At 73.3% G+C, this 19288-nt stretch carries 18 protein-coding genes; 11 read left to right on the top strand and 7 right to left on the bottom strand.

Features of this window, described 5'->3' with window-relative positions; genetic code table 11:
* Positions 1-19: 19 nt before the first annotated feature.
* The 5 genes from ACLQ3K_RS01395 to ACLQ3K_RS01375 all read right to left on the bottom strand — a co-directional run bounded on the left by ACLQ3K_RS01395 (position 20) and on the right by ACLQ3K_RS01375 (position 5363).
* The gene (locus ACLQ3K_RS01395; protein WP_425996446.1) at positions 20-1504 is read right to left on the bottom strand and encodes a MutS-related protein; all 1485 of its coding nucleotides are present in this window, start codon (positions 1502-1504) and stop codon (positions 20-22) included.
* Positions 1501-3015, bottom strand: a complete 1515-nt coding sequence (locus tag ACLQ3K_RS01390) for a MutS-related protein (RefSeq protein ID WP_425996443.1) — start codon at positions 3013-3015, stop codon at positions 1501-1503. The genes ACLQ3K_RS01395 and ACLQ3K_RS01390 overlap by 4 nt, the downstream gene beginning before the upstream one ends.
* Positions 3016-3157: 142 nt before the next feature.
* Positions 3158-4039, bottom strand: coding sequence for a siderophore-interacting protein (locus ACLQ3K_RS01385; RefSeq protein ID WP_224646600.1), 882 nt, complete (start codon positions 4037-4039; stop codon positions 3158-3160).
* Between the two features lie 16 nt (positions 4040-4055).
* Positions 4056-5030: an ABC transporter substrate-binding protein gene (locus ACLQ3K_RS01380; RefSeq protein WP_425996441.1), complete on the bottom strand. Its 975-nt coding sequence runs from the start codon at positions 5028-5030 to the stop codon at positions 4056-4058.
* Between the two features lie 81 nt (positions 5031-5111).
* Positions 5112-5363: a hypothetical protein gene (locus ACLQ3K_RS01375; protein ID WP_336671350.1), complete on the bottom strand. Its 252-nt coding sequence runs from the start codon at positions 5361-5363 to the stop codon at positions 5112-5114.
* 80 nt (positions 5364-5443) lie between these two features.
* Here ACLQ3K_RS01375 and aroC point away from each other — a divergent pair, with 80 nt between their 5' ends.
* Genes aroC through ACLQ3K_RS01355 form a run of 4 tightly spaced genes read left to right on the top strand, consistent with a single transcriptional unit; the run spans position 5444 to position 9939 of the window.
* Positions 5444-6649 carry a chorismate synthase gene (gene aroC, locus ACLQ3K_RS01370; protein ID WP_308011432.1) on the top strand — a complete coding sequence of 402 codons (1206 nt, stop codon included), beginning with the start codon at positions 5444-5446 and terminating at the stop codon, positions 6647-6649.
* Entirely contained in the window at positions 6649-7266 is a 618-nt protein-coding gene (locus tag ACLQ3K_RS01365) for a shikimate kinase (RefSeq protein WP_224646596.1), read from the top strand. The genes aroC and ACLQ3K_RS01365 overlap by 1 nt, the downstream gene beginning before the upstream one ends.
* Positions 7267-7269: 3 nt before the next feature.
* Positions 7270-8382: a 3-dehydroquinate synthase gene (gene aroB, locus ACLQ3K_RS01360; protein ID WP_224646595.1), complete on the top strand. Its 1113-nt coding sequence runs from the start codon at positions 7270-7272 to the stop codon at positions 8380-8382.
* Positions 8383-8433: 51 nt separating this feature from the next.
* On the top strand, positions 8434-9939 hold the full coding sequence (locus ACLQ3K_RS01355; RefSeq protein ID WP_425996437.1) for an MFS transporter: 1506 nt from the start codon (positions 8434-8436) through the stop codon (positions 9937-9939).
* Positions 9940-9964: 25 nt separating this feature from the next.
* On the opposite strand, the gene ACLQ3K_RS01350 is transcribed toward ACLQ3K_RS01355, so the two are convergent.
* On the bottom strand, positions 9965-10633 hold the full coding sequence (locus tag ACLQ3K_RS01350; protein WP_425996435.1) for a TetR/AcrR family transcriptional regulator: 669 nt from the start codon (positions 10631-10633) through the stop codon (positions 9965-9967).
* Between the two features lie 110 nt (positions 10634-10743).
* On the opposite strand from ACLQ3K_RS01350, the gene ACLQ3K_RS01345 reads away from it, so the two are divergent.
* The 7 genes from ACLQ3K_RS01345 (at position 10744) to nusB (ending at position 17239) form a co-directional block, all read left to right on the top strand.
* On the top strand, positions 10744-11199 hold the full coding sequence (locus ACLQ3K_RS01345; protein WP_425996433.1) for a nitroreductase/quinone reductase family protein: 456 nt from the start codon (positions 10744-10746) through the stop codon (positions 11197-11199).
* Between the two features lie 40 nt (positions 11200-11239).
* Complete coding sequence (locus ACLQ3K_RS01340; RefSeq protein ID WP_425996431.1) at positions 11240-13996, top strand: ATP-binding protein; 2757 nt, start codon at positions 11240-11242, stop codon at positions 13994-13996.
* Positions 13997-14075: 79 nt separating this feature from the next.
* Positions 14076-14441, top strand: a complete 366-nt coding sequence (locus tag ACLQ3K_RS01335; protein ID WP_224646588.1) for a YciI family protein — start codon at positions 14076-14078, stop codon at positions 14439-14441.
* A 37-nt stretch (positions 14442-14478) separates the two neighbouring features.
* Entirely contained in the window at positions 14479-15015 is a 537-nt protein-coding gene (locus ACLQ3K_RS01330) for a YceI family protein (RefSeq protein ID WP_425996429.1), read from the top strand.
* Between the two features lie 64 nt (positions 15016-15079).
* On the top strand, positions 15080-16162 hold the full coding sequence (locus tag ACLQ3K_RS01325; RefSeq protein ID WP_425996427.1) for a M24 family metallopeptidase: 1083 nt from the start codon (positions 15080-15082) through the stop codon (positions 16160-16162).
* A 15-nt stretch (positions 16163-16177) separates the two neighbouring features.
* Positions 16178-16741, top strand: a complete 564-nt coding sequence (efp, locus tag ACLQ3K_RS01320; protein WP_224646583.1) for an elongation factor P — start codon at positions 16178-16180, stop codon at positions 16739-16741.
* Positions 16742-17239, top strand: coding sequence for a transcription antitermination factor NusB (nusB, locus tag ACLQ3K_RS01315; RefSeq protein ID WP_425996425.1), 498 nt, complete (start codon positions 16742-16744; stop codon positions 17237-17239).
* A gap of 4 nt (positions 17240-17243) precedes the next feature.
* Here the strand turns inward: nusB and ACLQ3K_RS01310 are convergent, their stop codons facing one another.
* A complete protein-coding gene (locus ACLQ3K_RS01310) occupies positions 17244-19241 on the bottom strand; it encodes an FAD-dependent oxidoreductase (protein WP_425996423.1) in 1998 nt (665 codons plus the stop codon).
* Positions 19242-19288: the final 47 nt, after the last annotated feature.

The following is a 19288-nucleotide window of genomic DNA, read 5'->3' as shown; positions in this document are numbered from 1 at the left end:
CGCGGCCGCGCTCGCCGCGTCAGACTCCCGCTCCGGCGCCGAAGATCCGCTGGAACAGGTCCTCTCCGTGACTGGTCGGGAGGGGGCGGCCGGGTAGCACCCGGAAGGTGCGGTCGCCGGAGTCGAGGCGTTCGGCGCGGAGGAAGGCGTGCCGCGGATCTGCCGCGTCGGCGAGACCGCGCGCGAGCTCGTACATGTGGGTCACGTACACGACGGTGATCCCGCAGTCCCGCATGGTCTCGACGATCTGCCGCGCCAGCGCCGCGCCCTCGCGTTCGTTCGTCGACGCGAGCGACTCGTTGCAGAGCAGCAGCGCGCCGGGGCGGATCACGTCGGCGATCGCGCTCATGCGCCCCAGCTCCTCCTCGAGCCGCCCCGCGGTGTCTCCGCCCTCGCGCTCCTCGCCGCCGAAATGGGTGAGCACCTGGGGGTGGACGGCGCCGCGGTACTCGCGCGCGGGGACCGGCATGCCGCAGCGCAGTATGAGCTGCGCCGTCCCGATGCTCCGCAGCAGCGTGGTCTTCCCGCCGTGATTCGCGCCGGTGATCATCGTGACCGCCGCGTCCTCGGTGTCGATGTCGTTCCCGACCGCCGGCTCCCGGGCCTCGAGGGCGAGCACGGGGTGGTAGAGCCCGCGGCAGGTCAGGCCCCGCGCCGCCGGCTCGGGCAGGCACCAGGGCGCGCCGCGCTCGTCGAGGGCGGCGACGAGGTTCATGACGGCGCGGTAGAAGCCGAGCTCGTCGGCGATGGTCCGGAAGTACGCGGCCACGTGTTCCGCCGCCTGCGCGACGGCGTCCGCGGCCGTCCGGATGCCGCGGCCCGCCAGCACGGCCAGGGCCTCCGCGGCGGCGGGGTCGTCGACGTCGAGGTCGATCGTTCCGTCCCGTCCGCGCAGGCGGCGCCACGTCGAGTGGTCCGGGTGGCGCAGCACGTGATCCGTTCCGTGCGCCCCGGCCCCGAGGCGCACGCTGATCAGTTCTCCCTTCGCGAACCGGAGCTCCTTGAGGTGCGCCCGCACCGTCGCCAGGTACTCGTCGTCGAGCTCGGTCGCGATGCACGTGAAGAAGGCGTCGAAGCCCGCCGAGGAGAAGTCGCCGCGCCACCGGTCGCAGGCCGCCCGCAGCTCGGCGAACGCGTCCACGAACATGTCCAGCACGTCGAGGGAGCGGTAGAGCACCTTGTCGGGCGTCGCGCGGGTGAAGAGCCCGAAGTAGTTGTGCCGCTCCCGTTCGACCGCGGCTGCTGCGATCCGGCGCAGCTCGTCGACCGCGTCGGGGTGGACGAGGCAGTCCCGCAGGACCTCGTGCCGGTAGCGGATGTCCGCCGCGGAGGCGACGTCGCCGAGCAACAGGCTCTCCGCGACGCGGTACAGCGCGTCGTCGCCGGCGGCCATGACCGGAAGCAGGCGGTCCAGCCCGAGGTTGCGGCGCAGCTCCTCGGAGCGCGGAGGCGCCGCCGGGGTGTCGTGCAGATCCCGGTCGCGGTACAGCAGGCGCGTCCTCATGACGCGATCCTGCGGCGCAGGGTCTCGGCGTCGAGGCCGTGCCGGCGGGCGAGGGCCGCGGCGTGGGCGAGCCCCTGCGGCCGGCCCCGTCGTACCCGGTAGGTGCGCTCTGCGGGATCGGCGGGGACGTCGGCGGTCATGCTCACCACCCCGTCGCCGAGCAGGGCGATCTCGTCGACGAAGGTGACGTAGACGCAGCGCGCCCCGGTCGACACCAGTCCGCGGACGACGGCGGAGCCGAGGCGGATCCCGTCCTCCAGGGAGGTCGACGCGAAGGTCTCGTTCATCACCACGACGCTCCGATCGGTGGCCGCGGTGAGGATCTCGCGCATACCCGCGATGTCGGACTCCAGCCTGCCGTGCCGGTCGTCGGCGGATTCGGGGCGCTCGAACTGCGTGAACAGCGCGTCGAAGAGCCCGATCTCGGCCGCGGTGCCGGGCACGGGCAGGCCGAGCGCCGCCAGGTGGTGGATCTGGCCGAAGGCCCGCGCGAGCGCCGTCTTCCCGCCGTGGTTGGGGCCGGTCACCACGAGGACGCGCTCGTCCGCGTCGAGCCGGAGGTCGTTGCCGACGACGGGCGTTCCGCGGCGGTGCAGGTCGATCGCCATCGCGAGGTCGACGATGCCGCGCGCGGCGAGGACGGGATCGTCGGCGATGGTCGGGAGCGTGAACGGTGTTCCGGCGGCCTCCGAGCGGGCTGCGAAGTCCAGATAGCCGAGGTACCAGCGGATCTCGAGGTCGGCCGCGGTCACGACCGGGTCGCCGTAGCCGGAGTGCCGGTCCCGGAACCGGGCGAGGGCGGCGAACGTCTCGGGGAACAGGGCGGTGACGTCCGTGAGGATGGCGGCCTCGACGCCGTCGAGTCCGGGGCGGACGGGGGCGTCCTCCGCGCGGCGGGTGGCACCGTCGACCCGGAACCGTTCGAAGACGGCGGCGACCTCGGCGCCGTAGTCCGGTTCCCCGTGGTAGCGGCCCACGCGGACGTCGGACTTCTTGATCCGGACGGTGTACTCGACCGCATCCATCAGCGCCGTGACCTCCGCCGCATCGTGCGAGAGCCGTCGGTGTTCGGGCGAGTCCGACAGCGTGTCGAGGTGGGCCAGCAGGTCGCTTACGGCCGCGGGTGGGTCCGTCGTCTCGGCGAGGGCCGCGCGGAGGTCGGCGACGGCGGCGAGGTAGCGGCGGGCACCGTCGAGCGCCCAGGCGTCGCGCTCGGGGCGCAGCCGCAGGCGCTCGGCGTTCGACGCGGCCTCGCGCATCCCGGCCATCGTGGCGCAGAACCCGCGCAGCGCTGTGGTGAGGCGCGCGTCCCGGCGCAGCACCCGGCATACGTCCTGCCGGTACCGCGCGGCGGCCACCGTCGGGGCCGGGGCGCGGAACAGGGGCGCGATGCCCGAGTCGTGCGCCGCGGCCTCGGCGATGATGCGGTCCAGTCCCAGATCGGCGAAGTACGCGGGGTCCCGGACGGGGGCCTCGACGGCGGGCGCGCCCAAGAGGGAGGGGGAGTCCACGGCGCACCTCCGCTCTCGTCCGTGTCGTCACGGGCCGACCGGCGGGTGTGGCGGCGGCGCCTCACGAGGTCCGCCGGTTCTTCGACCGTACGTCCGCGGCGAACGCGGGGGCAAGGGCCGTGCTGGGCGGCGTGACCGCGGTCTACAGGCCCGCGCGCTCCATCTCCTGGTCCCACGCCTCGATGAGATCCTGGCCGGACAGGCCGGCGGCCTCGAGGGCGTCCCGTCGTCGACGGAGGCCGGGCCTCGCCGGCTCGTACCGCTGCAGCCACGCCTCCTTCTGCGTGCGCCAATAGCCGATCACGGTCATCGCCGCGTTCGGCAGGCCGCGCTCGTGCCGCAGGTGCTTGCGGATCGCGCGCGTGGCCGATGTCTCCGCGGCAGCCCAGACGTACACCCCGTCGCCGGGGAGCGCGAGGTTCCGGACCGCATCGGGGAGGCCCGACGGTGCGCGGCCCATCCCGCTGCCCGTCAGCCACGTGGTCGTGAGGTCCGCCGCCGACGGCAGGTCCTGGACGTCGTCGTCGGAGGCGACCTCGACGATCGCGTGGGCGCGGACGTCAGCGGGGAGTTCCTCGGCGATCCGGCCGATCGCGGGGAGCGCGGTCGCGTCGCCGACCAGGAAGACGGACGTGACGCCGGCGGGGCGGCGGTACCAGCCTCCCGCCTGGGAGAGTCCGACCGCGTCGCCCGGCCCGGCTCGCATAGCCCACTCGGCGGCGACGCCGCCCTCGTGCACCACGAAGTCCACGTCGAGCGTTCCCGTTCCGACCCGGCGGACCGTGTAGCTGCGCTGTTCGGGCGCGGCGGCGTCGTCGAAGTGCCAGGCGCCGCCGGCGATCCGGGGGCGCGGGGGCGTACGCCTGCCCGGACTGGGGAACGCGATGGTCAGGCGTTCGTCGGGGTCGCCGCTGCTGACCCACTGCGCGAGCTCCGGCCCACCGAACCGCACGCGGACCATGTTCGGTGTCACGCGGTGCGCCGCGACGACCTCCGCCTGGTAGTACCCGTCGAATCGGGCCATCGGTCCGGATCTCCTTTCAGCGTAGCGACTGCGCGGCCGCGGCCAGGTCGTCGACCAGCGCGGACGCGGTCAGGACGAGGCCGTTGTTGTACTGCGGGTTCAGCTTCGCCACGCGGCCCGCCTGGACCGCGGGGAGCGTGCGCCAGGTCTGGACGTCCGCGATGGATCCGTCGGTGTCCTGGTGGAGGATCAGGTCGGCGCCGGCGAGCACGTCGAGGTTCTCGAGGCTCGCCTCGAAGGAGCCCTTCGACGGGTCGACCTGCCGGTCGCCGAAGAGGACGTCCATGCCGATCTCGCGCCCGATCGCGGTACCGAAGGTCTGCGCCCACACCAGGACGGTGCCGCGGGCCTTGCTCCCGGTCGTGGTCACCATCGCGATCCGCTTGCCCGCGAGCGTCCCGGCGAGGTCCCGCTTGGTCGCCGCGACCTTCGCGTCGTAGTCGGCGACGTACTGCTGCGCGTTCGCCGTGCGACCGACGGCGGCGAGCTGTGCGTTCATGTCCTCGCGCCACTGCGGGCGGTTCACCTCGACGGCCAGGATCGCGGTGGCGCCGGAGAGCTGGGAGTTGTTGTACCAGTCGCCGCGGTAGGCGTTGGCGCGCATCACCACCAGGTCCGGCGCGTGGATCAGCACCTCTTCGGCCTTGGGACGCGCCCCGGCGGCGGGGGAGAGGATCGTCACGTCGTCGCCGAGCCTGCCGGCGAACTGCCCCGACGGCCGCTTCCCCTGGTCGTAGGCGTTCGCGGTGGCCACGACGGGATAGCCCGCGAGCAGGGCGAACTCCAGGTCGCCGCGGCCCTCCATGACCACGACCCGCTTCGGCTCGCGAGGGACGGCGAAGGACAGGTCGAGGTACCGGACGTCGACGGTCGGCGCCCCGGACCCCGACGAGTCAGTGCTCCCGCAGGCGGCGGTGCCCAGCGTCGCTGCGACGGCGCCCGCCCCCGCGAAGTGCAGGAAGGAGCGGCGGCTGCGCAGCGTTCGTGGCACGACGACTCCCGTGATGAGGACCGGTTTGGTTAGGCGATCCTAGGGGGGAGGCGGTCGAGGCGCAAGGCGCCGGAGGTGCAGTTACGCGCGGGCGTGGACTGCGCGCGCCGCCCACCACACCGCGACGCCGACTCCGGCCGCGGCGAGCACGGCGGGCGCGAATGAGGCCGCACCCGTGGCGAGCGTGAGCACGACGCCCAGGGCGAGCACGACCAGCGCGGCGACCAGCGCCTCGGCCTTGTAGCGGGGCCACGCGACACCGAAAACGTCGACGGTGGACCGCTGTGCTGCTGCACGGCGGTCGGAAGTCGAGGATGCGGCGACTGTGGTCATGGAGTTCACTCTACCCTGCGACCGAGATTTCGGCCACCCGAACTCACGGTCCGGCGGGTCGATCTGGGATGATGGGACGCGTGTTGCGCTGGATAACCGCAGGAGAATCGCACGGCCCCGCCCTCGTGGCCCTCATGGAGGGCATGGTCGCGGGCGTCGAGGTCACGTCGTCGGACATCGCCGCCCAGTTGGCGCGGCGACGCCTCGGCTACGGCCGGGGTGCGCGGATGAAGTTCGAGGCCGACAAGGTCACCATCCTCGGTGGTGTCCGGCACGGCCGTACCCAGGCGGGTCCCGTCGCCATCGAGATCGGCAACACCGAGTGGCCAAAGTGGGAGCAGGTCATGTCGGCCGACCCCGTCGACCAGGAGCTGCTCGACGGCATGGCCCGCAACGCGCCGCTCACCCGGCCGCGCCCCGGTCACGCCGACTACTCGGGGATGCTGAAGTACGGCTTCGACGACGCCCGTCCCGTCCTCGAGCGCGCCAGCGCCCGCGAGACGGCCGCCCGCGTCGCCGCCGGTACCGTCGCCCGGAACTTCCTGCGCCAGGCCTTCGGCGCCGAGGTGGTCAGCCACGTCATCTCCATCGGAGCGTCCGAGCCCTACGTCGGGCCGACCCCGTCGGGCGACGACCTCGAGAAGATCGACGCCTCGCCCGTGCGGGCCTTCGACGAGGCCGCCGAGCAGTCGATGATCGCCGAGATCGAGGCCGCCAAGAAGGACGGCGACACCCTCGGCGGCGTCGTCGAGGTCGTGGTCACGGGCCTGCCGGTGGGCATCGGCTCCGTCGCGTCCGGGGAGAGCCGCCTCGACGCGCGCCTCGCGGCCGCGCTCATGGGCATCCAGGCGATCAAGGGCGTCGAGGTCGGCGACGGCTTCGAGACCGCCCGCCGCCGCGGCAGCGCCGCGCACGACGAGATGCTGCCCGACAAGGGCGGCGTGCTCCGCTCGACCAACCGCGCGGGCGGCGTCGAGGGCGGCATGACCAACGGTGAGGAGCTGCGCGTCCGCGCGGCGATGAAGCCGATCTCCACGGTGCCGCGCGCGCTGCGCACCATCGACATGCAGACCGGTACCGAGGCCGTGGCGATCCACCAGCGCAGCGACGTCTGCGCCGTGCCCGCCGCCGGCGTCGTGGCCGAGGCCATGGTGGCGCTCGTCGTGGCCCAGGCGGCGCTCGAGAAGTTCGGCGGCGACAGCCTCGACGAGACCCGCAGCAACTTCGAGCGGTACTCCGAGCAGGTGGCGGCGCGGTTGCAGCGGGTGACGCCCGAGGCGATCTGATGGGCACCGCGCCCGGCCGCGAGCCGGGGCCCGCGGCGATCCTGATCGGCCCGCCCGGGGCGGGGAAGACGACCATCGGCCGTCGGCTCGCGCGCGCCCTCCGGGTGGAGTTCCTCGACATCGACGAGGAGATCGAGCGCCGCGAGGGCCGCACCATTCCGCAGATCTTCGCCGGCGACGGCGAGCCCGCCTTCCGCGCCATCGAGGAGGAGGTCGTGGCCGACGTGGTCGCGCACCATCCCGGCGTCGTCTCGCTCGGCGGCGGCGCCGTTCTCTCCGAGACCACCCGTACGCTGCTGCGCCGGCACCAGGTGGTCTACCTCGAACTGACCGAGGAGGAGGGGATCCGGCGGACCGTCAGCCCGGCCGCGTCGAACCGCCCGCTCCTCAAGGGCGACGACCCCGCCGCGGCGTACCGCGCCCTGATGGCGCGGCGCACGCCGATCTACCGTGAACTCGCGACGATCCGCGTCTCCACCGTGGGGCGCGCACCGTCGTCCGTCGTCCGGCAGGTGCAGCGGCGCCTCAAGGACACCGCACCCGGGCGGGAACGCCGCGGCCCCTGGCCGAAGCTGCCCACCGTCCTCCGCACGTCCGCCAAGAATCGATCGGAGTAGTAGATGAGCGAGAATCCGGTGAAGGTCCGCGTCGACGCGGGCAGCCCCTACGACGTGGTGATCGGTCGCGGGCTCCTCGACGAGACCGTCGCCGCGGCCGGCGAGGCGACCACGGCCGCGATCTTCTACCAGCCGACCCTCGCCGAGACCGCCGAGGTACTGCGGCAGGCCCTGGCGGACAAGGGGATCGATGCGCACCGCATCGAGCTGCCCGACGCCGAGGCCGGCAAGGACCTCCAGGTCGCCGGGTTCTGCTGGGAGGTGCTCGGCCGCATCGGCCTCAGCCGCCAGGACGTGATCTACAGCCTCGGCGGCGGCGCCGCGACCGACGTCACCGGCTTCGTGGCGGCCACCTGGATGCGCGGCGTGCCGGTGGTGCACGTCCCCACCACGCTGCTCGCGATGGTCGACGCGGCCGTCGGCGGCAAGACAGGCATCAACACCGACGCCGGCAAGAACCTGGTCGGCTCCTTCCACGAGCCGCGGGCCGTGATCGTCGACCTGGTGACGCTGGAGACGGTGCCGCGCAACGAGATCGTCGCCGGCATGGCCGAGGTCATCAAGACCGGCTTCATCGCCGACCCGGTGATCCTCGAGCTGATAGAGAAGGACCCCGAGGCCGCGCTCGATCCCACCGGCGACGTGCTGCCCGAGCTGGTCCGCCGCTCCATCGAGGTCAAGGCGAAAGTGGTCTCCGCCGACCTCAAGGAGTCCTCGCTGCGCGAGATCCTCAACTACGGCCACACTCTCGCACATGCGCTGGAGCGCCGCGAGCGCTACCGCTGGCGCCACGGCGCGGCCGTCTCCGTCGGCTTGATCTACGCCGCCGAGCTCGGCCGCCTCGCCGGCCGCCTCGACGACGAGACCGCCGACCGGCACCGTCGGGTCCTCGAATCCGTCGGCCTGCCCACGAGTTACGACGCCGACGCCTTCGGGCAGCTGCTCGAGTACATGGGAAAGGACAAGAAGAACCGTGCGGGCCTGCTCCGGTTCGTCGTGCTCGACGGCTTGGCCCGTCCCGGCCGGCTCGAGGGCCCGGACCCGTCCCTGCTGGTCGCCGCCTACTCCGCCGTCGCCAAGGAGGGGACGCAGCCCGCGGGCGCCGTGCTCCTCTGAGCGCTGCTGCGCAGTTGACCTCAACCGTCGTTGTGGTCTTAGCGTGGCCGCATGACGGATGTCGCACCGGCGCGAGCGGGGCGGAAGCAGTGGGCGGGGCTCGCGGTGCTGGTCCTGCCGACGTCGGTGGCGTCGCTCGAGCTCACCCTGCCCAATCTCGCCCTGCCGGCGATCGCGCGGGATCTCGGCCCTTCGGCCTCTCAGTCCCTCTGGCTCGTGGACGTCTACGGTTTCCTGCTCGCGGGGTCGTTGATGGCCATGGGGGCATTGGGTGACCGGGTCGGTCGTCGTCGGCTGCTCCTGTTCGGTGCCGCGGGATTCGGAGCGGTATCGGTCCTCGCCGCGTACGCGCCGAGTGTTGAGGCGCTCATCGCCGGCAGGGCGCTGCTCGGGGTGATGGGCGCGACTCTGATGCCGACGGCGCTCGCACTCGTCGCGACGATGTTCGCTGATCCACGCCAACGGACGTCGGCCGTGGGCGCCGTGATCGCGAGCGTCGCCGGAGGCACCGCGGTGGGTCCCCTGATCGGCGGTTGGGTTCTCGAGCACTTCTGGTGGGGTGCGACCTTCCTGACCGTGGTGCCGTTGGTGCTCGCCCTCCTCGTGATCGGCCCGTTCGTCCTTCCCGAAGGACGCTCGCAGGGGGCGGGGCGCGTGGATCTCCTCAGTGTCGCGTTCTCTCTGGTCGCCGTCCTGTCGGTCATTCTCGGTCTGAAGGAGATGGCGGAGAACGGTATCCGTCTGCCGGCGACCGTGACGCTCGGCCTCGGCGTGGTCGCGGCCGGAGTCTTCCTCCGGCGCCAGCGGCGAATCGACGATCCGCTGGTGGATCTGACCCTGTTCCGTTCCAGGCGGTTCCGGCTCGCGATCGTCACCCTGCTGCTCGGAATCTTCGCCCTGTTCGGCACGAACTTCCTCCTCGCCCAGTATCTGCAACTGGTCCTCGGGCTTTCCCCGCTCGCCGCCGGGCTCTGGACCGTCCCCGCCGCGCTCGGGGTGCTCGCAGCGGCGACGGCCGCGCCGGTCGCGGCACGACGTTGGCCGCCCGGCAACGTCGTGGTCGCCGGGCTCCTCGTCGCCGCCGGGGGCTTCGCGGTGCTGATGCGCGTGGACCCCGCTGGCGGAGTGATGCTTCCGGTCGTCGGTTCGGTGATCGTCTCACTGGGCCTGGGGGCGATGATGACACTGTCCACCGACCTCGTCGTCGGAGCCGTGCCCGTCGCCCGTGCGGGGCAGGCTTCCGCGCTGTCCGAGACGGCGCCGGAACTGGGTGGAGCGCTGGGCGTCGCGATCCTCGGCAGTGCCGCTGCGGTCGTCTACCGCGGCCGCCTGTCCGACGTGTCGGTGACGGAGGTCCCGGCCGAGGTGGCAGCACGTGCTTCGGAGACTCTGTCCGGTGCGTTTGTGGCAGCCGATCTCATGCCGCCCGCCGCCGGCGGCGAGCTGATCGCGGCAGCGCGCGAGGCGTTCACGGCGGGCTTGCACACGGTCGCGACCATCGATCTCGTGCTCATGTCGGTTCTGGCACTGCTCATCGCAGTCGTGATCCGCCGCTGAGGCGGAGGGCGCCTCGCCCCATCGATCAGTCCAGCCCGAGTAGGTCCGCGGTCCGCTCCAGGGTGTAGTCGAACAGCGCGTCGGCGGGCTCGAAGGTGTTCGCGTACTGGCCGAACAGCTCGAAGCTCACGGCGCCGAAGAGCTGCGTCCAGGCGAGCACGCCCAGTGCGAGCTGGGCTCGATCGGCGTCCGGGGCCACGACCTCCGCCGCGGCGCGCAGCTGCTCGTCGAGCCCGCCCGACGGTGCCGGGCCACCGCCCTTCCCGCACACCGCGATCCGCGCGAAGGCGCCTGACGTGCGGATCGCGGCGGCGGTCGTCTCCGCCGGCGCGTGGTAGCCGGGCACCGGCGAGCCGTAGAGCAGCGTGTATTCGTGCGGGTTCGCCAGGGCCCAGGCGCGCAGGGCCCGTCCCGCGGCGAGCCACCGCGCCCGCGGGGCTTCGGCGCTCGCGTCCGCCGCCTCCACCGCGTCACCGAGCGCCGTGTAGGCGTCCGTGATCAGCGCGGTGAGCAGCGCGTCGCGGCTGGAGAAGTAGCGGTACACCGCCGACGAGGCCAGGCCCAGGTCGCGGGCGACCGCGCGCAGCGACAGCGCGGCGGCGCCGACCTCGCGGAGCTGGTCCCGCGCGCTGCGGGTGATCTCGGCGGTGAGTTCGGCGCGGGCGCGCTCGCGGGCGGTCAGGGAGGCGTTCACCCCTCGATCATTGCACTGATCCGAAACAAGAGCGCTGCTCTTGACAACGGCGCGTCGAAGACGGAGCATGGAATCGAAACGAGAGCAGTGCTCACACTTTGGAGGATCTCATGACCGCACCCGCCGCCGACCACGTCCGCCCCGGCCGCACCGCGACCGCGTTCAACACCACCGTCGCCTGGCTCGCCCGGCGCGGCGTCTCCCTCTACGGCAGCAGGGAACTCGCGGTCCGCGGGCGCACCTCGGGGGAGTGGCGCACCACCCCCGTCAACGTCCTCGCGGTCGACGGCGGCGAGTACCTTGTCGCCGCGCGCGGCGTCACCCAGTGGGTGCGGAACATGCGCGTGGCGGGCTCGGGCGAGCTCCGGCTCGGGCGGAACGCCGATTCCTTCACCGCCACCGAGGTCACGGATCCGGCCGCCAAGGTGCCAGTGCTGCGCGCCTACCTGCGCAAGTGGGCCTGGGAGGTGGGCGCCTTCTTCCCCGGCCTCTCCGCCGACAGTTCCGACGACGAGCTCGCCGCCGCCGCGGTCCGCTACCCGGTCTTCGTGCTCCACCGTCCCTGAGGCGACCCCGGCGGCGCGCCTGCCCAGCTAGGGTGGCCGCGTGGCGCTGGTGGGCAGGGACGACGAGCGCGCGCGGATCGACCGGCTGCTCGCCGGGGCGCGCGCCGACCGCGGCGGGGCTCTCGTCGTGCGCGGCGAACCGGGCATCGGCAAGACCGCCCTCCTTGATCATGCGGTGGGGCTCGCGTCCGACGCCGGCATGCGGGTCGTCCGCGGGGCGGGCATCGAGTCCGATTCCGAACTCGCGCACGGCGGCCTGCACCAGCTCCTGCACCCGTATCTGAACCGGCTCGACGGACTGCCGGTCCCGCAGGCCGCGGCACTGCGCACCGCGTTCGGCCTCGCCGAGGGGTCTGCTCCGAATCGCTTCCTGGTGTCCGCGGGCGTGCTGGCACTGCTCTCCGACCTCGCCGACGAGGCGCCACTGCTGTGCGTGGTCGACGACCTGCAGTGGCTCGATCGAGGATCGGCGGAGGCGCTGCAGTTCGCGGCGCGCCGGTTCGCCGCCGATCCGATCGCGCTGCTGTTCGCGGTGCGCGAGACGTCGATGCCCTTCGCCACCCCCGGAATCGACACCCTGCACCTGGACGGCCTCGAGGCGCACGCCGCGGCCCGCATCCTCGACGCGCACGCGCCGGGGATCGACGACGCCCTGCGCGCCCGGGTGCTCGAGGAATCGGCGGGCAATCCGCTCGCGCTCATCGAACTCGGTGCGGTGCCGCGGTCGGGCGGCGGAGAACCGTCGGACCCCGTCGGCCCCGTGGGCGCGCTGGCCGCGCCGTTGCGCGTCCAGGAGGCCTTCCGCGGACAGATCGCGGCCCTGCCGGAGCCGACGCGCCGCGCCCTGCTCGTGGCCGCGGCGGACTCCGCGGCCCCGCTGGCGACGATCGTGCGCGCCGTCGAGGGGCTCGGCGGCGCGGTCGCGGACCTGGCGCCCGCGGAACGCGCCGGCTTGATCGGGATCGGGGACCGCGTCTCCTTCCGGCATCCGCTGGTGCGGTCCGCGGCGTACCGGGGCGAGCCCCTGCCGCACCGGCTCGAGGTGCACCGGGTCCTCGCGCGCGTTTGCGAGGCCGATTCGGACCGGCGCGCGTGGCATCTCGCCGCGGGAACACCGACGCCGTCCGAGTCGGTCGCCGTCGCGCTCGACGGGGTCGCGGAGCGCGCCCGGCATCGCGGCGGGGCCATGGCGGTGTCGATCGCGTACGACCGCGCGGCGCGACTCAGCGAGGACGATCCGCGCCGAGCCGCGCGGATCGCGCGCGCCGCCCAGGCCGCCTACGACGGCGGGCGGCCCGACCGTGCACAGCGGCTCGCTGCGGAGACCCTGTCGCTCAGCAGCGACCCTGGGGTCCGCGCCGACGCGGTCTACGTGCTCGGCGCCGTCGCCTACGAGCGCGACTCTCCGCGCGCCGACGCCGAGCTCACCCTCGATGCGGCCGCGTCGACGAAGGACGGCGACCCCGAGCGGACCGCGCTCGCCCTGTACGAGGCGGGGCACGCAGCCCGGCACGGCGCGGAGGTCGATCTGCTCGGCCGGGTCTCCGCGATGCTGTGCGACTTCGCGCCGCCGGTGGGGTGGGCGCTCGTGATCGACGCGATCCGGGGCTGGGCCGAGCTCGCCGACGGGCGACCGGGACCGGCAGTCGCCCGGATGCGTCCGCTCGCGGCGGGGGCGGACGCCCCGTTGACTCACGCGATCACCGCCGCCATCAGCGGGCTGCTCACCGCCCGGGAGGACGAGGTCGTCGGCCTCGTCGCCGACATGCTGGACGCCGCGCGCGCGGAGGGCGCCCTGGGCTGGATCCCGTACTGCCTCGGCGTCCTGGCGGTGGCCCGGCTGCTCCGCGGGGAGTTCGCGGACGCCCGCGTGTGCGTCGCGGAGGGTGCGGCGGTCAGCGAGGAACTGGGGAACCGGACGGAGTACCTCGCGCACAGGTCGCTCGAGGTGTGGCTGCTCGCGGTGGCGGGCGAGCAGGACGCGTGTCGCGCCCTCGCCGAACGGACTCTGCCCGATGCCCGGAACCGGCATCGCGTCGACGCCGAGATCGGGGCGTGGGGGACCGGTCTACTGGATCTCGCCGCGGCGCGATACGCGGACGCGCTGACCGTGCTGGAGTCGGTGTGCACCGGACCCGCAGGGCGCGACGTCCTCCTGCGCGCAGTCCCCGACCTGGTCGAGGCCGCCGCGCGGGGCGGGGTGCCCGAGCGGGCGGCCGCGCCGTTCGCGGGCTTCGTGGAGTGGGCGGAGGTGGTCGATCGTCCCGTGACCAGCGGCCTCGTGCTGCGCTGCCGTGCCCTCCTCGCCCCCGACGACGAGGGCGAGGACCTGTACCGCGCCGCGCTGCGGCTGCACGAGGAGGCCGCCGGCGGTTACGACCTGGCCCGCACCCGACTGGTGCACGGGGAGTGGCTCCGCCGCCGGCGCCGGCGGACGGAGGCGCGGGCGCAGCTCGCGGCCGCGCTCGCCGGGTTCGAGGACGTCGGCGCCGCGCTGTGGGCGGACCGCGCCCGCGCCGAGCTCGTGGCGCTCGGGGGCGCGGATGCGGGCCGGAGCAGCGCGGGCCCGCTCAATCGGCTCACCCCGCAGGAACTGCAGGTGGTGCAGCTCGCGGCGGCCGGCTGCACCAACAAGGAGATCGCGGCCCGCCTCTTCCTCAGCCCGCGCACGGTCGGCTACCACCTCTACAACGCGTATCCCAAGCTCGGCGTCGCCGCCCGAGGCGACTTGGCGGCCCTCGTCGCGCAGGGAAGCGGTACCGGTACGTCGCACCCGGAACCCGGTCATCGTGACTGATCCGCCCGCCGCTGTGCGCTCGTAGCGTTCTCCGTAGGGCATTCGGCCCCACACCGGACAACCGCACCAAGGAGCGATCATGACGCAGTACTTCCTCAGCCTTCCCCACGACTCCGCGGAGGAGACGACGATGGCCGACATCGACCCCGCCGAGCTGGAGGCGCTCTTCGCCGAGGTGGGGGCGTTCAACGACGAGCTCCAGTCGACGGGCGCGTTCGTCTTCGCCGGCGGCCTGCAGCCGCCGTCGACCGCGACCACCGTCGACGCCTCGGGCGACGCGCCGGTGTTCACCCCGGGCCCGTTCGTGGAGGCGCCCGAGTACCTCGGCGGCTTCTGGGTGATCGAGGCCGACAACGACGACGACGCGATCGAGTGGGCCAAGAAGGCGTCCCGCGCGCTGCGCAGCCGGGTGGAGGTCCGCGCGCTGCAGGAAGCGCCCGCGTGACCGGTGCCGGCGCTCGACCGCCGGTACATTCGGGTCTGTGACCGAGACCAGGACCATCGATCAGTCCAGCGGCGTGCTGGAGGTGCACACCGGCGTGGCCGGGCGGTCGGCCCGGCTGGGGCACCGCCTGGTGCTCGCGCCGACGACGTGGCGGGCGGCGATCGAGGTCGACGGCGAGCAGCCGGTCTCCCTCGTCGTCACCGTCGACGCGGACTCCCTGGAGGTCGTCTCCGGCGAGGGCGGGCTCACGCCGCTGACCTCGCCGGAGCGGGCGGTGGCCACCGCCAACGCGCACCGCTCGCTCAAGGTCAAGGCGAACCCGACGATCGAGTACCGGTCCGCGGCGATCGAGGCCACGGAGAACGGCTTCCGCGTGCGCGGCGACCTGACGATCTGCGGCACCACCCGCCCGTGCGACTTCGCCCTCGCGTACGAGGAGGCCGAGCCGGCTCCCGCGCTGGCCACGGCCGTCCCGGTGCGGCAGACGGACTTCGGGATCAAGCCCTTCTCGCTCATGATGGGCACCCTGCAGGTGGCCGACGAGGTCACGGTCGTCGCGCGCGCGACGGTCTGACGCAGCGGGACGGTCCGACGCCGCGCGGCGGCGCGCGACCGTCGCGCCGCGATACCGTGGCAGGATGCCGCAGACGATCACCGACCACGCCCGCCGGCGCGACACCCTCCGCGCCGCGCTCGCGAGCCACGACCCCGCCCTCGACGCACTGCTCGTCACCGATCTCGACAACGTGCGCTACCTCGCGGGCTTCACCGGCTCCAACGGCGCGCTGCTCGTGGCCTCGGATCCCGCCGCCGACGCCATCGCCACCGACGGCCGCTACCTCACCCAGGTCGCGGAGCAGTCCGGCGACCTGCGCGCGATCATCGAGCGCGACGTCGCGAAGGCCCTCCTGGCGGAGGCGAACGGCACCGTCGGCTTCGAGGCGACGGCCCTGAGCTACGCCGACCACGCCCGGCTCGCGCCGGAGGCGCGCCTGGTCCCGACGACCCGGCTCGTCGAGAAGCTCCGCGAGGTCAAGGACGACGGTGAGATCGACCTTCTGCGCCGCGCCTGCGCGATCAGCGATCAGGCCCTCGCCTCGCTGGTGGAGGAGGGCGCGATCCGCCCCGGGGCCACGGAGGCGCAGGTCGCGCGGCGCCTCGAGCACCTGATGTACGAGTTCGGCGCCGAGGCGGTCGCCTTCGAGACCATCGTCGCCGCCGGGCCGAACTCGGCGATCCCGCACCACCGGCCCACCGACGCGGTGCTCGCGGCCGGCGACTTCGTCAAGATCGACTTCGGCGCGCGGTTCCGCGGCTACCACGCGGACGAGACGCGCACCTTCGTCCTCGGCGAGCCGGCGGCCTGGCAGCGGGAGATCTACGACGTGGTCCGGGCGGCGCAGACCGCCGGGCGGGAGGCCCTCGTGCCGGGCGCCGACGTCCGCGCGATCGACGGCGCGGCCCGCGCGGTGATCGAGGCCGCGGGCTACGGCGAGCAGTTCCTGCACGGCCTCGGTCACGGCGTCGGTGTGCAGATCCACGAAGCCCCGACGCTGGGCAAACTCGGCAGCGGTACACTGTCCGACGGTGCTGTGGTCACCGTGGAGCCGGGTGTGTACCTCCCGGGTCGTGGTGGAGTCCGCATCGAGGACACCCTCGTGGTCCGTGCGGACGGACCGGAACTGCTGACGCGCACCACCAAAGACTTGATCGCACTCTAGGAGAATCGACACAACGTGGCATCGACTGCTGATTTCAAGAACGGCCTGGTCCTCAACCAGGAGGGCCAGCTGTGGCAGATCATCGAGTTCCAGCACGTGAAGCCGGGCAAGGGCCCCGCCTTCGTGCGGACCAAGCTGAAGAACGTCGTGTCGGGCAAGACCGTCGACAAGACCTTCAACGCGGGCGTCAAGGTCGAGGTCGCCACCGTCGACCGGCGTGACTTCGACTACCTGTACCACGACGGCTCGGACTACGTCTTCATGGACGCCGAGACCTACGACCAGATCAACCTGGACGACGCCAAGGTCGGCGACGGCGCGAAGTTCCTGCTCGAGAGCATGCGCGTGCAGATCTCGATGCACGAGGGCGAGGCGCTCTTCGTCGAGCTGCCCCTGTCGGCCGAGTACGTCGTGCAGCACACCGACCCGGGCCTGCAGGGCGACCGCTCCACCGGCGGCACCAAGCCCGCCACCCTGGAGACCGGCGCCGAGATCAACGTCCCGCTGTTCATCAACACCGGCGACAAGCTCAAGGTCGACACCCGTGACGGCGGCTACCTGGGGCGCGTGAACTCCTAAGTGCCCGAGCAGTCTGACAACCGGCGCCCGAAGAAGTCGGGCGCCCGACACCGGGCGCGCAAGCGCGCCGTCGACCTGCTGTTCGAGGCGGAGGCCCGCGGGGTCACCGACCTCGACGGCCTGCTCGCGGAGCGCCGGCAGCTCGCCGCCGACGACGCCTCCGTCGCCCCGGTGTCCGAGTACACGGCGACCCTGGTCACCGGCGTCGGCCTCGACGGCGCCCAGGTCGACTCGGTGATCTCCTCGCACCTGACGGGCTGGACGCTCACGCGCCTGCCCGCCGTCGACCGGGCGATCCTGCGGATCGCCGTCTGGGAGCTCTTCAACGCCGTCGACGTGCCTCCCGCCGTCGTGGTCGACGAGGCCGTCGAGCTCGCCAAGGAGCTCTCGACCGACGATTCGCCGACCTACCTCAACGGGGTGCTCGGCAAGGTCGCGGCGCTCGCGCCGCAGGTCCGGGCCGCAGCCGCCGCCCAGCCGGCCGACCGCCCGGAATAACCGCTCAGCCCTTGAGGCGCTCCGCGAGGGCGCGGGCGTTGCGCAGCGCGAGGGCCTGCACCACACCGATGGGGTGCACGCCGCTCGCGGTCGGCAGGGCCGAGGCGTCGGCGATCACCACGTTCGGCACGTCCCACAGCGCGCCCTCCGGGTTCGCCGCGCCGCGCCGCTCCGAGGACGCCATCCGGACGGTGCTCATCGGGTCCTGCGCGCCGAGCGCGATCTCGCCGACGCCGTACCCGGCCGCGTGCGACTGTTCCAGGAACCGCTCGACGGGGCGGTCGCCGGGAACGTGATCGCCCCCGCGCTGCTGGCCGGTGAAGATCCGCCGCGCCCCCGCGGCCTCGAGGATGCGGACCGCGGTGTCCACGCCCGTCCGCAGGTTCGTCCGATCGGCCTCCGCCAGGTCGTACCGCACGGAGGGCTCGCCGGAGACGTCCATCACTACCTCGCCCGCGCCCCGGTCGCGCAGCACCACGCGCACGATCGACAGGTGCGGGAACTGCCGCATCACGTTGAGGTGTTCGACGGGGTTGCGCCAGGGCACGAAGCTCGACGCCAGCGCGGGGGTGAGTGGCGCGGTCTCGTAGCGCACGCCGAAGCCGTTGCCGTCGAGGTTCGCGTGCGCGTCGCTGAACCGGGTCGACGGTGCGCCCAGCCACGGGTCGACGGTCTCGCCGAACAGGCCGACCGCGGTGGCGGTGGGGTGCAGGTGCAGGTGCTTGCCCACGTGCTGCCCGCCGATGCCCGAGCGGGAGAGCAGCGCCGGCGTCTCGAAGCCGCCCGCGGCCACCACGACGGCGCTGCAGCGCACCGTGAGCCACGAGCCGCCCGAGGTCCGCGCGATGACCGTGCGGGCGCGCCCGCCCTGCGTCTCGATCGACCGGGCCTGTGCGCCGGTCACGATGCGGGCGCCCTTCTTCTCGGCGTCGCGCAGCCACGTACGGCCGGCGTCCTGCTTGGCCGCGACCCGGCTGGACGGGCCCCACCGGCCCTCGGACTCGAAGTCGTCCGCCAGGCTCACGGGCCGTACCGGCAGGTCGAGCGCGCGGCAGCCCTTCTCCAGGATCACGTCCCGCGCGGAGGGGGTGCCGGCGCCGTCGGTCACGCCCGAGCGCTGCCACACCTCCGCGAGGGCGGCGTCCAGTGCGGGCCCGGTGTCGATGCCGCGCGCCGCCCAGTCGGCGCGCACCTCCTCGGGCGGGAGGAAGTAGCCGCCGTGCGAGACGGTCGTGCCCCCGCCGAGGCAGCGCGAGGTCAGGAGGTAGGACTGCGCGTTCTCGGTCCAGAACGGTCCCGGCGCGTACAGCTGCGCCAGGTTGTCGAGGTCGGAGTCGCCCACCTCCGTGGGCGCGACGTAGTCGCCGCGCTCGAGGACCAGCACGTCGAGCCCCGCCTCGGCGAGCGCCGCCGCGGCCACCGCGCCGCCCGCGCCGGAGCCGATCACCACCACGTCGCACGCGGTCGAGGCGTCGATCTCGTAGCGCGCGGGGGAGAGCGGGCGCTGCGCGCGCAGGGCGCGGGCCCGCGGCTTCTTCATGGGCGCCTGCCGCGGGTAGCCGATCGCGGCCATCAGCTCGGCACCCGGGCCGTGCTCGCCGTCGGCCCCGCCCGCGGCGTAGTAGGCGAGCAGCGCGATGTTGCGCAGGCGCTTGAACAACATCCGCTTCTGGACGAACCGCGACCGGGACAGATCGATCAGCACCCGCTCGCGTTCGGCGGCCGAGAGGTCGGCGAAGCGCTGCCCCCGGGTCCCCAACACAGTGGTGCAGAACACGCGGTTGTCGAAGAGTGACAGGGACTGCGCGAGCGTCACGCCGTCGCTGTCGCGCGGACTGCGGTCGGCGTAGGAAACGGCCAGGTCACCGGCCCGGAGGTCGCTCGCGGAGGGGATCGCCACCCCGTCCCCCGGGGCGAAGGAGTCGACGATCGCGGACAGCGTCGTGCGTTGCCTGGTCGACAATTCCATGACCTGAACGTACTGGTATGCTTCGTGTCGCATCAAGGCATCCTTTTCAGTCCGTCCAGTGAGGCGGAGCGAGCCGTCCG

The organism is Tsukamurella sp. DT100, assembly GCF_049844855.1.
Lineage (GTDB): Bacteria > Actinomycetota > Actinomycetes > Mycobacteriales > Mycobacteriaceae > Tsukamurella.
Note: the sequence above shows the minus strand (reverse complement) of the source record. Positions and strands in the feature narration are given on the sequence as shown.

Excerpts from the sequence above, each read along its gene's own strand:
- ACLQ3K_RS01375 (WP_336671350.1), bottom strand. The coding sequence starts at position 5,363 with ATGACCACAGTCGCCGCATCCTCGACTTCCGACCGCCGTGCAGCAGCA.
- ACLQ3K_RS01355 (WP_425996437.1), top strand. The coding sequence starts at position 8,434 with ATGACGGATGTCGCACCGGCGCGAGCGGGGCGGAAGCAGTGGGCGGGG.
- ACLQ3K_RS01310 (WP_425996423.1), bottom strand. The coding sequence starts at position 19,241 with ATGCGACACGAAGCATACCAGTACGTTCAGGTCATGGAATTGTCGACC.
- ACLQ3K_RS01395 (WP_425996446.1), bottom strand. The coding sequence starts at position 1,504 with ATGAGGACGCGCCTGCTGTACCGCGACCGGGATCTGCACGACACCCCG.
- ACLQ3K_RS01345 (WP_425996433.1), top strand. The coding sequence starts at position 10,744 with ATGACCGCACCCGCCGCCGACCACGTCCGCCCCGGCCGCACCGCGACC.
- aroB (WP_224646595.1), top strand. The coding sequence starts at position 7,270 with ATGAGCGAGAATCCGGTGAAGGTCCGCGTCGACGCGGGCAGCCCCTAC.
- ACLQ3K_RS01335 (WP_224646588.1), top strand. The coding sequence starts at position 14,076 with ATGACGCAGTACTTCCTCAGCCTTCCCCACGACTCCGCGGAGGAGACG.
- ACLQ3K_RS01325 (WP_425996427.1), top strand. The coding sequence starts at position 15,080 with ATGCCGCAGACGATCACCGACCACGCCCGCCGGCGCGACACCCTCCGC.
- ACLQ3K_RS01385 (WP_224646600.1), bottom strand. The coding sequence starts at position 4,039 with ATGGCCCGATTCGACGGGTACTACCAGGCGGAGGTCGTCGCGGCGCAC.
- ACLQ3K_RS01365 (WP_224646596.1), top strand. The coding sequence starts at position 6,649 with ATGGGCACCGCGCCCGGCCGCGAGCCGGGGCCCGCGGCGATCCTGATC.